13 protein-coding genes are annotated in these 15249 nt (G+C 30.6%); 6 read left to right on the forward strand and 7 right to left on the reverse strand.

The annotated features are described in order from the left end of the window. Positions 1-44: 44 nt before the first annotated feature. Together hjc and RXO53_RS02380 are read left to right on the forward strand one after the other, a co-directional pair. Positions 45-479, forward strand: a complete 435-nt coding sequence (gene hjc / locus RXO53_RS02375; protein ID WP_410712669.1) for a Holliday junction resolvase Hjc — start codon at positions 45-47, stop codon at positions 477-479. 92 nt (positions 480-571) lie between these two features. Further along, the gene (locus tag RXO53_RS02380; protein WP_410712670.1) at positions 572-1804 is read left to right on the forward strand and encodes a citrate/2-methylcitrate synthase; all 1233 of its coding nucleotides are present in this window, start codon (positions 572-574) and stop codon (positions 1802-1804) included. 40 nt (positions 1805-1844) lie between these two features. Here the strand turns inward: RXO53_RS02380 and RXO53_RS02385 are convergent, their stop codons facing one another. Further along, positions 1845-2681, reverse strand: coding sequence for an ABC transporter permease (locus RXO53_RS02385; protein ID WP_410712671.1), 837 nt, complete (start codon positions 2679-2681; stop codon positions 1845-1847). Further along, the gene (locus RXO53_RS02390; protein WP_410712672.1) at positions 2678-3667 is read right to left on the reverse strand and encodes an ATP-binding cassette domain-containing protein; all 990 of its coding nucleotides are present in this window, start codon (positions 3665-3667) and stop codon (positions 2678-2680) included. The genes RXO53_RS02385 and RXO53_RS02390 overlap by 4 nt, the downstream gene beginning before the upstream one ends. A 125-nt stretch (positions 3668-3792) precedes the next feature. On the opposite strand from RXO53_RS02390, the gene RXO53_RS02395 reads away from it, so the two are divergent. Next, a complete protein-coding gene (locus tag RXO53_RS02395) occupies positions 3793-4695 on the forward strand; it encodes a PfkB family carbohydrate kinase (protein WP_410712673.1) in 903 nt (300 codons plus the stop codon). On the opposite strand, the gene RXO53_RS02400 is transcribed toward RXO53_RS02395, so the two are convergent. Continuing rightward, positions 4661-5539 (reverse strand): hypothetical protein, encoded by an 879-nt coding sequence (locus RXO53_RS02400; protein ID WP_410712674.1) that lies wholly within the window; start codon positions 5537-5539, stop codon positions 4661-4663. The genes RXO53_RS02395 and RXO53_RS02400 overlap by 35 nt on opposite strands. 446 nt (positions 5540-5985) lie before the next feature. Between RXO53_RS02400 and RXO53_RS02405 the strand changes: the two genes are divergently transcribed. Together RXO53_RS02405 and RXO53_RS02410 are read left to right on the forward strand one after the other, a co-directional pair. Further along, the gene (locus RXO53_RS02405; RefSeq protein WP_410712675.1) at positions 5986-7566 is read left to right on the forward strand and encodes an ATPase, T2SS/T4P/T4SS family; all 1581 of its coding nucleotides are present in this window, start codon (positions 5986-5988) and stop codon (positions 7564-7566) included. Between the two features lie 102 nt (positions 7567-7668). Continuing rightward, the gene (locus RXO53_RS02410; protein ID WP_410712676.1) at positions 7669-8697 is read left to right on the forward strand and encodes a HesA/MoeB/ThiF family protein; all 1029 of its coding nucleotides are present in this window, start codon (positions 7669-7671) and stop codon (positions 8695-8697) included. A gap of 10 nt (positions 8698-8707) precedes the next feature. Here RXO53_RS02410 and RXO53_RS02415 read toward each other — a convergent pair whose 3' ends face one another. Together RXO53_RS02415 and RXO53_RS02420 are read right to left on the reverse strand one after the other, a co-directional pair. Beyond that, entirely contained in the window at positions 8708-9919 is a 1212-nt protein-coding gene (locus RXO53_RS02415; RefSeq protein ID WP_410712677.1) for an MFS transporter, read from the reverse strand. 68 nt (positions 9920-9987) lie between these two features. Continuing rightward, entirely contained in the window at positions 9988-11145 is a 1158-nt protein-coding gene (locus RXO53_RS02420; protein WP_410712678.1) for a pyridoxal-phosphate-dependent aminotransferase family protein, read from the reverse strand. Between the two features lie 80 nt (positions 11146-11225). Here RXO53_RS02420 and RXO53_RS02425 point away from each other — a divergent pair, with 80 nt between their 5' ends. Further along, the gene (locus RXO53_RS02425; protein WP_410712682.1) at positions 11226-12239 is read left to right on the forward strand and encodes a PLP-dependent lyase/thiolase; all 1014 of its coding nucleotides are present in this window, start codon (positions 11226-11228) and stop codon (positions 12237-12239) included. 172 nt (positions 12240-12411) lie between these two features. Here RXO53_RS02425 and RXO53_RS02430 read toward each other — a convergent pair whose 3' ends face one another. Together RXO53_RS02430 and RXO53_RS02435 are read right to left on the reverse strand one after the other, a co-directional pair. Next, positions 12412-14679, reverse strand: coding sequence for a heavy metal translocating P-type ATPase (locus RXO53_RS02430; RefSeq protein ID WP_410712679.1), 2268 nt, complete (start codon positions 14677-14679; stop codon positions 12412-12414). A 236-nt stretch (positions 14680-14915) separates the two neighbouring features. Further along, the gene (locus RXO53_RS02435) at positions 14916-15080 is read right to left on the reverse strand and encodes a YHS domain-containing protein (RefSeq protein ID WP_410712680.1); all 165 of its coding nucleotides are present in this window, start codon (positions 15078-15080) and stop codon (positions 14916-14918) included. Between the last annotated feature and the right edge of the window lie 169 nt (positions 15081-15249).

The following is a 15249-nucleotide window of genomic DNA, read 5'->3' on the forward strand; positions in this document are numbered from 1 at the left end:
GAAATGATAAATTTACGTCCTGAAGTGGTCCCTGGTGATAAACTATGAAACCAAAAGCTAAGGCAACAAGATTAGAAAACGAGTTAGCTAATTTATTTTGGGAAAATGGTTATGCAGTTGTTAGAGGTCCATCAAGCGGAGGAGGGGTTTCAAAAAGATACCAACCTGATTTGGTCGCTATAAAAGATGGGAAAATTTTAGTAATAGAAGTCAAAAGCAAAAGAAATGATTCACCTCTATATATAGATTCATCTCAAATCTTAAATTTAATGGAATTCTCAAAAAGGGCCTCAGGAATACCTATAATTGCATTTAAGTCTGCTAGAAAAGAATGGAGGTTTCACTTTATAGACATTTTAGAGAGTAAAGGAAATAGCTTTAAACTAGAAAAACCTGGAGAAGGATTTAAGTTTAGGGATCTAGATGAAATATTGTTTAAAAAACATAAGAATATGGAGGAATTTTTAAAAAACAAATAAAAATTTTTTAGATTTTAAATATTATACGTTCATAACATTTTATTTTAAAGATTTATGTATTTAATAAAGCAAATATAAAATGGGTCTGAATTATGGCAAGTAAGATAGAATGTGAGGTTGAGGAAACTCCATTAGGCAAATTCTTGACCCCTCCCCAGCAAGGGTATTATATAAGGGTTCCAAAAGGGTTAGTAGATGTTATAACTGATACAACTAATGTAAGTGGAGTAGATCCAAAAGGAACTAGCACAATATATAGAGGATATACAATAGATGATATAGGAGAACATGCAGACTTTTATGAGGCAGCACATTTAATATTATACGGACATTTACCTAATGAAAGCGAATATAAGGAAATTAAGAATAAAATTGACACATATAGAGGACAAATTCCTGAAAAGATATTTGATGCTCTAAAATATGTTCCTGCAACACATCCAATGTATTACGCTCAAGTTGCAGTGAGTATGATGGGCCAATATTATGCGCCTGAATGGAAGTTTGAAAAGGATTTGTTATATGATCATGCATTAAGGCTAATAGCTGCAATGCCAGTATTCTTCGCAGCTGGATGGCACTTATCAAGAGACGGTAATTTGTACAGACCTGATCCTAGCTTACCTCATGGTAAAGACTCTTTAAGAATGATATTAGGTAGAATGCCATCTGACGTAGAGGCTAGAGCTTTTGAAAGTACATTAGTATTATACATGGATCATGGATTTAATGCAAGCACTTTTACAGTAAGGGTTGTTGCAAGCACTTTAACAGATATATACAGTGCTATAGCTGCAGGTATTGGTGCGCTAAAAGGTCCGTTGCATGGAGGAGCTAATGAACAAGCAATGGCAATGTTCTTAGATGCCTTAGCTAAAGCAAAAGCTAAAGGAGTTCCTCTAGATCAATACATAGAAGAATATATAAAAGATAAATTAGCTAAAAAAGAATTAATTATGGGATTCGGGCACAGAGTTTACAAAGTACATGACCCAAGAACTGATGTTGCTGCAAAATTTGTTAAGCAATTAAAAGATGGCGAAATGTGGTTAAACGTTCTCAAGAAGTCTGAAGAAGTAATGAAGAAAGAAAAGAACTTACCAGCAAATATTGATCTATACACCGGGGTCTTATACTATCAACTTGGTATACCAATACCAATGTATACACCAATATTTGCAATGGGTAGAATTGTTGGTTGGTCTTCTCATTATATAGAGCAGGTTGGTGAAGGAGATACGAAGAAAAACAAAATTATGAGGCCCACAGAAGATTATAAAGGACCTGTAGGACTTAAGTATGTTCCAATGTCCGAAAGAAAGTAAATTAACTAATTTTTTCTTCTTTCTTTTTTATATTTTTAATTTAAGTTCTTTCCATAGCATTTATGCTAACCAGCATACCTATTATAAACAAGGCTAATGATAATGCTATAAGAATCGCCCAACTTAATAAGTAATTACTTATAGGAGTACCTATTAAATTGTATCTAACTATATCTGCTGCATAGGTTATAGGATTAAATTTAGCTATTTCTTGTAACCAACTTGGCATTTGCTTTAATGGGAACAGAGCGCTTGATGCAAACATTAGTGGTAGGTTTATTAAATTAACTATAGCAAACATAATTTCAACATTATCGACATTAAACGCAATGGCAGCAAAAACGCTTACAAATCCTATAGCTATTAGTATTATTGCAATGCCAGCTAATAATACATTTATTACATTTAAGCCAGGTTTGAATTTAATTCCTAGACCCCAGGCTATTAACATTAAAATTGTTTCATAAAATAATATCCTAATTAGAGTCCCGAAAACCTTTGACAAAAATATACCAGATCTTGGCGTTGGTGTCATTAATAATCTATTTAAATACCCAAGCCTCTTTTCAAAAACTAGATTTGTACCTCCGAAAACACTCTGGAAGAATCCGAATACAACCAGCATTCCACTTGCAAGATAAGTGAAGTAACTTGTTGTCCCAAATAAATTCAATAGTTGTTTATTTACATATTGAGAAATTAAAGAAGAATATTGAGGAGGTATGTTTGTTGGAGCAAACATTTGAGCGAAGTTAAGGCTTTTTCCAAATAAACCCAGCCAGAACAAGGGGGTTATTAAAGATACTATAAATGTACCTCTCCTACTTAACCATTTCTTTAATTCCCTAACAGTTAATGTATAAACTTCTTGAATCATCTGCTAGCACCCCTCGTAACTCTCATATACTTAAATCTATCAAATCCCCCTTCTTCTTCTCTAAGCCCTCTACCAGTTAACTCTAAAAATACCTCTTCTAAATTTGGTTTTACTACCTTAAGCTCAATAACTTCATAACCTGATAATATTTTAATAAGCTGTGGAAGAAATTCACTTGATGATTCTGTCTTAACCAAAATTTGGTTATCTATTTTACTTGCTGAATTTGGCAAGAAATCATTAATTTTATTTATAACTTCATCTAATTTATTGTTATCTTTAACTAATATATAAATTCTATCACCTTTTATTTTTGCCTTAAGTTCACTCGGCGTTCCTATTGCAATTATTTTTCCATGATCAATTATTGCAACTCTATCCGATAACGCTTCTGCTTCCTCCATATAATGGGTTGTTAATAAAACAGTTGTTCCATTTTTCTTTAATTCCCTTACAAGGTCCCAAATATGTCTTCTTGATTGCACATCAAGACCTACAGTAGGTTCGTCTAAAAAAATAACCGATGGGTTATGTACTATACTCATAGCAATTTCTAATCTTCTTCTCATTCCCCCACTATATTCTCTAACTTTTTTAAATGCGCTATCCCATAAATCCATAAAATTTAAAGCCCATTTTGCTCTATCTTCAGCTTCATTACCTCTATAACCGAAAAGCTTAGCCATAATCAATACATTTTCATATCCGCTTAGCTCATCATCAGCTGTTAAATCTTGAGGAGAAACGCCAATAATTTTTCTTACATGATACTTATGTTTAACTATGCTATATCCTAAAATATATGCATCACCCTCTGTTGGTCTTTTTACGGTAGAAAGCATACCAATAGTTGTAGTTTTACCTGCTCCGTTTGGACCTAGTAAAGAAAATATCTCTCCTTTATTAATTGTAAAATTAATGTGATCTACTGCAACAAAGTTTCCATATTTTTTAGTTAAATTCTCTGCTTGTATAGCTGGATCCATTTTATCACCCGGATTAATATTTATAAAGGGTATATATAAATATTTATATATATATTTCATATATATATAAATTATTTATCATATAGCTAATTTTATCCAAATATCAACATTAATAGTGATGAGAAATGATAAGTGATAAAAAACAACTTCATGTCTCAATTGGCAACATAAACATAGACTTTATCTCTATAATTGATGAAGAATTGAGACCGGACTTTAATATTATAGCAAAAGATGTATGGATCGGCTTAGGAGGAGCCGCTACCAACTATGCAATAGCAGTGTCTAGATTAAACCATAGGGCTAAGCTTATCGCAAGAACGGGAGAAGAAGTAATTAAATATGGCTTTCTAGATAAACTAAAAGAAGAAGGTGTAGACATTTCATTAATAGAAATTACTAAAGAAAAACCAGGCATGGTCATGATAATAGTTAACAAAAATAAATCAACAAGAACAATGATAACAGCAAGAAATGCAAATAAAGGGTTAAAATTAAAAAATGAAATAATTAATGGAGATCACGTACATTTTTCCAGCGTTGACCCAGAATTAATTCATAATGTTAAATATATGAAAAATATAGAAACGATTAGCTATGATCCGGGAGGGGAAGCCTGTTATAATAAAGAAAGAATAATAGATAGCATAAAATATATCAATTGGTTATTGATTAATGAAAATGAATTCTCGTGTTTAGATTTAGATGTTGATATGCTTTTTGATAACTATGGATTAAAGTTTATAGTAATAAAAAAAGGATCTAAAGGCGCAGAAGTGATTTATAAAAAACATAAAATTTCAGGTAAAATAAATACAACGATAAGCCAAGTTGATCCTACAGGTGCAGGAGATGCTTTTAATGCCTCATTCAATGTTTTTTATAAAAAATACAATAATCTTAGTGAAGGATTAAAATACGCCATATCGGCAGGATCAGCTAAGGTAGAAAAGTTAGGTAGCAGCAACATGCCATATCTCAATGAAATAGAATCTAAGCTAAAATTTGTTGAAATTTCTCATTACTAACTATTTTTTCTATAAGGCTTTCAGCTTCTTTTAAATGTTTTTGTCCAATTCTTAAATGCCCTCCAATATCAATTAAAACATCTTCACCAGCTAAGAGACTTTCTATTATAGCATTTTCATTATATATATTTTTTATGTAATCCAATGTTCCCTTATAATAATTCATCGCTGGAGGTCTTGATGTATCATATACAATTATTTCAGCTTTATTGTTTTCTTTTATAATGTTTGGAGGTAAACCTGCTATAGCCCTTATTTTTTCGCTCTTTTCATAAACATTATCAATTTTCGATAAACTGTAACTTCCTTTTCCTAAAAGAGTTAAATAATCATTAGAATCCTCACTAATACCATTTCCATCGCAACCATAACCTTTAACTTCTATTTTTCCGCTAAGGCTTGGAGGTACAGATATATTATTAACACATGATGGCGCAGCTATTCCAAAGAATCCGCCTAATTTATCTTGGAGATCTATAATGTAGGACACATCTATAGATTCTGCAAATATTGTAGTAACACCGTGCATATTCAACTCATATATACTTGGCAAAGATAGAGTAAACAAATCCTTTTTACTTAGCATCTTATATAGTTCTATTCTTTTGTTCATCTTTAAATTGAAAAACCTAATTAAAAATGTAGATATATCTGCTATAGCTGTTAAGGAAGGAGCTATAATTCTGCCTTTTCCACCCAAAACTAATGAAGGTTCACTCATTTCATCAGGAACAGGTTGAGTACCTACTTCTTTTATTTTTCCATCATCTATGAAAACATAGCCGTCTCTAATCAGCTCTTTCCCTGTAAATATTGATGAGCCAGTTATTAATATTGATACCATTTTCTGACCTCCTCCCCGCCCTGAAGGGCGAGGGTTTTCTGAGGTCTTAAGGGTTACACCCCTTTTACAGGTGCTACTCTATTATCCCTCAAGCCGATATTGCGGGAGAAATCGGCTCCCGCTCCTCATGTTTTAAGAGTTGATCGGCCTGGAGTTCTATTTTATTACACTTGTTAGTTGGGATAGAGGCGTACCTCATGTTTCAGTGACACATACCCCTTTAGCAACTGTCTCAATTTTAAGTTTCTAAACTTAAAAAACTTTACCTTGCCCCTAGAAGGGGTTTGTAGTTCTCTTTATCACCTATAAGTTAATAAACTTAAGAAAAGTATAAATATATTAATAAAAATTACTATTTATATTCAATTAAAGCCATAAAATTTAAAAAGTATAATATAATTTATACTCCCATTTAACATAAAATTATTGGTAAGGGGACAACAAAATTGGTAGAAAATGCAGGCCTATACTTAGTTGATGTGGAATCTGTATTAGACGGAAGCGCAAGAAGAGCTATTGAAGATGGCATGGTACCTGTAGGAAGGGTTATAATATTAAAAGAGTTGGTTGAGTATTTTTATAATCAAGCTAAAAAGGGGATGAGCATAGGATTTACAGGGTTAGATGAAATAAAGAAAATTGGAAATATTAAGAGAAGCGGTGTCCAAATAGATATAATTGAAAGCGATAAGAAATTGATTAGAGAAATATCATATGAAGAATTAAAAAAGGATATAAGAGATTATGCATGGAAAGCCAGTGCTGTAATAATAACAAGTGATTTGATGATGTTAGAATCCTCTGAAGCTTTAAACATACCTGTTTTATTTACTGGATCTAAAAAATATGGAAAACTTAAAATAGAAGAGTTTTTTGATGAAAAAACTATGAGCGTTCACTTAAAGGAGGGTGCTTTACCATTAGCTAAAATAGGTAAACCAGGGAGTTGGATATTTGTTAAGCTTTCTGACAAAACCTTAGATAGGTCCCAAATAGAAGAAATGTCTAGAGAAATAATAGAAAGAGCCTCAACAATGGAAGAGGGATTTGTTGAGATTGATAGAACAGGCTCAACAATAATTCAACTTAAGGATTATAGAATAATAATTACAAGACCTCCACTAAGTGATGGATGGGAAATAACAGCAGTAAGACCAATAGCAAAATTAAAATTAGAAGAATATAATCTACCAGAAAAGTTAATGAAGAGGTTACTGGAAAGGGCTGAAGGGATTTTAATAAGCGGATCACCAGGTGCTGGCAAAACGACCTTTGCTCAAGCACTAGCAGAATTTTATTCTAATAAAGGAAAAATAGTAAAAACAATCGAATCTCCTAGAGACATGAGATTACCAGCAGATATAACTCAATATTCAAAAACTTATGCAGAAATGACGGAGCTTCATGATATATTACTTTTATCTAGACCTGACTATACTTTTTTTGATGAACTAAGAGACGATGATGACTTTAAGTTATATGTTGATTTGAGGTTAGCTGGAATAGGTATGGTGGGGGTAACTCATGCAACTTCGCCTATAGATGCAATACAAAGGATTGCTACCAGAGTCGAATTAGGTATGATACCAAGTATAATAGATACGGTAATATTCATAAATAATGGAAGTGTTGAGAAAGTTTATGAACTAGAAATAACAGTTAGACTTCCTACAGGACTTAAAGAAGCTGAATTGGCAAGACCTGTTGTTGAAGTGAAGAACTTTTTGACTGGAGAACTTGAATATGAATTATATACGTTTGGAGAACAAACTATGGTTATTCCTGTGAGAAGAAAATATAGGGCAAGTAAAGAAAATAAAACAAACTTAAGTATATCTGAAAATGAAATTTCTGCTATATCAGAAAAAATTCTCAGGCTAATTCCTAACGCAATAACAGAAATAAGCGAAAATAGTCTTATTATTAGAATACCTAGACATTCTAAAATAACAGCAAAAAAGGTAAAATCCATAAAGAAAATAGCTGATGAATATGGTTTAGATCTTAAATTTATACCATTAGATTAGGACAATCTAACAATTAATGATAAAGAAACAACAAAAGATTTTCTAGGATATATAACAAATAAAAATTTAGGTTTTTTATATAATATAATCCTGGTGGTAATATTGAATAAAAACGATTTAGCAAGGTTTTCTAGACAATTACTAATGCAAGACATAGGATATGAAGGTATGGAAAAATTAATGAATTCCAAAGTAGCTATTGTTGGATGTGGAGCTTTAGGATCAACTCAGGCTGAAATTTTAGCAAGGGCTGGAATCAAAAAAATTAAAGTCATTGATAGGGATTACGTAGATTTAAGCAATTTACATAGAACCCATATGATTACAGAAAAGGATGCAATTGATACATTACCAAAAGCTATTGCATGTAAAAAATGGATTAAAGAAATTGATTCAAGTATTGAAGTAGAAAGTGTAATAGATGACTTTGACTCTACAAACGCTGAAAAATTTTTAAATAATGTAGATTTAATTATTGATGGTACAGATAATTTAGAATCTAGGTTTTTAATTAACGATTTTTCTGTTAAATATAACATACCATGGATATACGCAGGTGTTAGCTCATGGTATGGTAACGTTATGTTTATAAAACCAAATCAAGGAGCATGTCTCAGATGTTTAATACCAGAAACAAACAATCAAAATGAAAGTTGCGATATTATACCATCCATTGGCACTATGACAACCTTAGTTTCTTCTATATCTTCCAATTTAGCAATTAGATATTTGGCAGGGAATGAAGTTCCCTACGGGGTTCTATTTGTAATAGATGGCAGAGACATAAGTTTGGAAAAAATAAAAATAACTAAAAATGAAAAATGCCCTACTTGCGGTTTGCATCAATATGAATTCCTTGAGAAAAAAATATCAAGAAATGTTGTAAGGATATGCGGAACTCATGCAATAGAAATAAGACCGGAAAAATTTTTAAATATTGACTTTATAAAAAAAATTAATAAAATTAAGGAAAAATTTAATGTAATTTCTATAAATAAATATAGCATAAGGGTGCAAAGAGATACCATCCAAATAGTTCTTATGAATAATGGATTGGGTATTGTAGAAGGAATCAATGATGTAAATATAGCTAAAAAGCTATATGATGAACTATTTAATATTATAATTTAAGGAATTTTAATCATTCTTCATTAATATCTTCTAGCCTTTTGTTTACAGTCTCAATTCCATAAATATACCACAATACAGACGCTAAACCCCCAATACCCCACAATGCAATATTATAAATTAAATACTGCATTACGTTAAATGAAGCTGCATAAAATATTGATGCTGCATATAATATATAAGGTAAAAGTCTTGAAATTGCTATTCCGGTTGATCTAAGGTTTGTTGGAAATATAACAGGCTCCAATGAAACCCTTGCTGCCCAAGCAAATTCACCGAATAATCCGTTTATGAATAGTAAGGCTAAAAATAATTGAACTATGTTTTTTGCAAGAATATAATCAATAAAAATGAATATCATGACTAAGAATCCTCCCATGTATGAAAAAATAGTGAAAAACTTGGTTCCAATTTTTTTGACAATACCTAGTGAAATAAAACCACCTATGCTTTCTCCTAAATTATAAATAACTAATAGAATTGAAGTTAACTTAGGAAATAAATAAGGACCTATAGTTAATGCTAACAATGCATATGTTAAAGCTGTTGCTATAATTAAAGAAGTTAAAAAGTAAATTTTAAACCATAATTTTTCTATATTAATCTTCTTTTGAGTTTCTTTCCTCTTAATTTCCCATCTCAAAGATTCTGGTATCATCAACCTAAATATTAACATTAATAATATCGATACTATTAAAGATATTAAATAATAGAACCTTTCCTGTTCTAATGAAAGAAGACCGCTCCTTAACGAAATTAAACCCCCTATCAAAACACCAACATTAGCTATGTTAGTTGTAAATATTAGCACAATTTCTCTATATTTTATTGGCATCATTTCAGATAAGTAAGTTAATAGGGTCGGCATTTCTCCTCCAAGACCAATTTGAGAAATAAGCAGGCCTAAAATCAAAATAAGGAAATTGTTTGATAGCAAAACAATTAAAGAACCTATTCCATACAATAATAAAGTTAGTATGAACATGCTTTTCCTTCCTTTGGTATCAGCTAGCTTACCAATAACTATATTTCCTATTATTGTTCCTATAGGGATTGAAAGAAAAATATAAACATAATAATTCTGAGGTACAAAGCTCCATGTTGTTGATATAGAAGGTAATGCAAGAACCAAACCGTAAATTAACATACCAATAGATGATGAAATTATTATGAGCCATTGATATTTATTTAAAGGTCCATAATCTATTTTATTTATTTCACTCACTAAATTTTCACCTATTATTATGAAATAAGATTTTATATTATTAGCTCTGCTGAACGTTCAACAAAAAATTAAGGAAAAGATTCCTCAATAGCTCCCAATGCATTAGTAGTTGAATTTTTGTATCCTAAATCATTTAGAGATCTTGATAGAGCAGAATATGCAATTAATAAGTTATTTAGAGAAGCTTGATAGCCCATATGCCCTATTCTCGCTACTTTTCCTTCTAATTTACCCCAACTACCTGCAATCATAACTCCATATTTTTTCCAAGTTAATTCTCTTAATTCTTTATCTTTAATGCCTTTAGGTAGTAAAAATGCAGTAACACTTGGTGAAGAATAAGTCTCTTTTTCAGGGTATAATTCAAGATTAAGCGCTTCCAATGCTTTTAGAGAAGCCTTTTTCGCTAAACTATGTCTTTCATAAACACTTTCCAAACCTTCCTTAAATAAATTATTTAATGAAGCATCTAACGCATAAATTAAAGTATCATTCATGGTGTATGGGAAAGTATTTTTATAATCAAACATTTCCTTCCATAAAGACAAATTCATATAGTATCCTTGATATTCTGTTTTCTTGATTTTTTCCCAGGCATAATCACTAACAGCAATTATTGTCAATCCAGCAGGTATGTTTAATGCCTTTTGTGAACCCCCTATCAATATATCTATGTTATTAAAGCTTACTTCAGTTGTTGCTATACTTGAGACTGCATCAACAATCAATAACGCTCCATGAGATTTAACAACTTTAGATACTTGACTTAAATCGTTTAGAATACCTGAAGGTGTGTCGCAATGAACTAGCGTTACAATATCAACATCCTTGTTTTTTTCTAATGCCCTATCTATATCATTAGGATCTGCACTTTTTCTCCAATCTAATCCCATCAATAAAGGTACTCCTTTATACATTTTAACCAAATCCTTAAATCCATCACCATAAACACCATTGTCTATAATTAGAACTTTATCTCCTTGAGCAACAGTGTTTGAAATGGCAGTTTCTAAACCTATCATTGCTTCTCCTAACATTATGTAAACGTCTCCTTTATTTATGTTCAATAAATTTTTAAGCTTATTCCTCAAGTTATTGTAGAAATTTATGAAATCTTCATCTAAATCTGTATTTTTAGCCTTTGTTATCATGCTTTGATATATTTCCAAAGGAATTTGGGTTGGGCCTGGAGTTAACAAAATTTCATCTGTATAATACTTGACCATGCTTTCACCATTTTACATGCTATCTTATTGCTAAGCAAAAATTTTAAGTGTTATATTTTTAAATATTAATTGTGGAAGAAATGTGGAGCCTATTTTGTAAAAAATGTGGGTTTAAGGGAGAAGAAGGTAAATATTATCCTTTTTGTCCTGTTTGTAAATCTTCTCTTTATATTAAAGGAGAACCACCAAATTTTGAATCTATTCTAGGAGAGGGAAATACACCTATTGTAAAAGAAAATATTAGCAAAAATGATGTATACTTTAAGCTTGAATACCTAAATCCAACAGGAAGTTTTAAAGATAGAGGGGTCTCTTACAGCTTGCAACTTGCAACTAAATTAAATTACAATTGCTCTGTTGAAGACTCGAGTGGAAATACGGGCATATCTACTGCGGCATTTTCATCGAGGTTGGGAATTATGAGCAAAATAGTTATACCTAAATATGCGCCTTCTGGAAAAAAATCAATTTTAAGATCTTTGGGTGCTCAAGTTATAGAATCAGAAACTAGAGATGAAGCATCAAATATTGCAGAAGAACTATCAAAAGATTGCTTTTATGTATCGCATGCCAGAAATCCTTTCTTTATTGAAGGTATGAAGAAGGTTGCAGATGAAATTAAACATGTTAAACCCAGGGGGATTATAGTACCTTCGTCTAGCTTTTCTCTTTTTTTAGGAACATATTATGGGCTCAAAGAAAAAGGAATAAATGTTAAGATGTTTGCAGTTCAAGGAAAGGAGACTGCATCTTTAAAGGAATTTATTGATCCAATATATGAATCCAAAGGTAAAGAGTCAAAGCTGGCTGACGGACTTGCGTTAAAAAAGGCGCCTAGAATTTATGATGCTTTAAATGTAATAAAAGAAAGCAATGGCGGATTGTTAGTTATAGATGATAATGAAATTAAAATTGGATTAAAAAAATTATGGAATTTAGGTTATATGGTAGAGCCTACATCAGCTGTTTCTTACATAGCATTAATTAAACTTTATGAATTAAATTATGATATAAGCAATTATGTAGCTATGCTTACTGGCAATGGTTTAAAATTTTATGACATGATTGAAAAAATAGTAAGTAATTTACAATAATTAATATTTTAATATTATGATTTGATTTATTTTAAATCATTCTAGAGGATTTTTGCTTTAATTATCTAATGTATAATTTAATTCTTAATTTTATAAAAAATTGCTATTTTTAATAACTAATGAATCTTTTAAGAAATAAGATATTAATTTAACTTTGCAGCATTTTATAATACTATATATATGACCATACAGATATAATAACACTACTCATACTCATTGCTAAAGCAGCAAATTCAGGTTGTAAATAAAGTATTGGGTATAGTAATCCTGCAGAAATAGGTATCAAAATACTATTATAACCAAATGCCCATGCTAAATTCTGCTTTATTTTTCTTTCTAGTTTAACTGATATATTGAAGAGTTCAGTAATAGAATTAATATCATTAATTATTATATCTCCAGCCATTTTAGCTATATCGTTCCCAGAATTTAATGCTATTCCCACATCTGCTTCAGCTAATGCCTGAGAATCATTAATTCCGTCTCCAACAAACGCTACATAATTACCTGAAGACTTTAATTTCCTTATTATCTCTACCTTATCTTCAGGCTTTAAACCAGTATAGATTTCTATATTATCAATATCTTTAAAATAATCAACTCTCTCTTTTCCTGTTGCTATTATTACTTTAATATTATTTTTTCTTAATTTATTTAGCAATTCAAAAACTTCACTTTTAGGTTTATCTTCTATATTTATTATTGCAGCAATTTCACCATTAATGCAGACATATATATCACCTTCTTCATTAATGCTATTATTACAATTTTGTTTTACAAAATCTTTTTTCCCAATTATGATTATATTCTCTCCTACTTTTCCATAAACACCTTCACCTACGAACTCTTCAAATTCATCAACCTTTACTTTTTCATTATTTAGATTTGATATAGCCTTAGCTATCGGATGATTACTAAGGCTTTCAACACTAGCTGCAAGCTTAATAGCATTATCTTTATATTCTTTATAGGATTTGACTGATATTTTTCCTTCTGTTAATGTTCCAGTTAAATCAAAAACCATTGTATTAATTTTCTTTAAATTATTGAAATTTTCTCCATTTCTTATTATTATCCCTTTTTTTGCAGCTTTGTTTATAGTTGCCACTATCGCCATTGGGGTTGCTAATCCTAAAGCGCATGGACATGCCGATGCAAGAACTGCAATTGCAAACAATAAAGACTTAAACAAATTTATCCCTATAACAAAATGCCAAATCAAAAATGAAACAATTGATATAATTAAAACTATTGGGACGAAAAATAATGAAACTCTATCAACAAGATTCTGAATTGGTAACTTAATAGATTGGGCATCTCTTATTGCATTAATTACTTGAGAAATATAGGATCTTTCGCCAGATCTCGTAACGTAAACTTTAGCATAACCAGAAACTATTATGGAACCTGAAATTATAGGTTCTCCCTTTGTTTTTTTAACTGGCAGAGGTTCTCCAGTTATGACAGATTCGTTTACCTCCACTGTGCCTTCATCAATAATACCATCGATAGGTACTTGATCACCGCTCTTTAAGATTATTACATCGCCTACATTAACCTCAGAAACATCAACAACTTTTTCTTCATTATTAATAATTTTTCTAACTTTATTTTTTATATTGCTTTTAACTAATAACGAGAGTTTATACTTAAAATATGATTCTAAGGTTTTACCAACTAAAACAAATGTTATTAATAAAACTGTTACATCTATAATTGGTTGTATATGAGAAAAAACAGCATAAATGCTATAGAAAAATGCAATGCTAGATGATAGAGATACAAGAACATCCATATTTCCAGTTTTGTTTTTTATTGCCCTCAAAGCTCCTTTATGATAATTATATCCAGAATAAAAATATACCGGAAACGAAGAAATTAATGCTAATAATGTTATTCCTCTAAACTCTAACAAAAGGGTAATTGATGAAAATATAATTCCAACAATTAACTTAGTAAGCATGTTACGAAATTCCTTTTTCTCAATTTCTTCAACCTTAGTCTCTTTTTCTATTAAATTTATGATATATCCTCGTTCCTTAATTTTTTCTATTATAACGCTCGATGAAGTAGATAGTGGATTATATTCTACTTTTATTATTCCATTAGGAAAAATTTTTACTTCTATAACTCCATCTAATGATTCTAAATAATTTTTAAGCCCAGATATTTCTTCGGGATTTATATTTAACTTAGCTACAACTAATTGGGTTGCTACATCATAACCTGAACTTCTTATAGATTTTACGATTTCCTTTAAGTTAAGGTTATTTGCTATAATCTTCGCATCTCCAGTAGCTAAATTAACTTCAGCATCTTCTACACCGTTTACTTTTGAAATTGCCTTTTTTACAGTTATAGAGCATGTAGCGCAATGCATACCTATAACTTTTAATTGCTCTTCCTTTTTTATCCTTATATTTTTATTTTCATTACTCATTAGCTTATCCCTTATCAATTTTTTATATTGAAGAGTTCCCTAAGCTCTAAAGTGTTTATACCCCTTTTATGTGTGCTTCTTTACGATTATTATTTCTTGTATTGTGGAAGTGATAGTTGCTAACCTACTTATCCTTTAATATTCTACCAGATGATAACATATAATATAACTACCTTTTAATGTGTTTTGGATTTAAATCTTTTACCATAGTTGAACACATGGGTTTGTTGTTTTTATCACATTGATTTCATACCTTTAGGTCCTTCTCTCAAGTACTTTTCTGGATCATTTCTAAACGAGTTTAAACATATTTCGCTACAAAAGTAATAAACCTTGCCTTTATATAAAGTTTTATATTTTGACTTATTATCTACTTCCATTCCGCACACTGGATCAATCAAATTTCTCCCCATGTTTTGATTATAAGAAAAGTTTAAACAATTTTGTCTATATTTTTGATAAAAATTATTAATAATAAATAAAATTAAATATAAAAGTTAAAAGTTCTGACCTCCTCTCCGCCCTGAAGGGCGAGAGTTCCCCTCATCTGTTCGGGATTACATCTGTCAT

Origin of the sequence: Caldisphaera sp. (assembly GCF_046536515.1) — an archaeon.
Lineage (GTDB): Archaea > Thermoproteota > Thermoprotei_A > Sulfolobales > Acidilobaceae > Caldisphaera.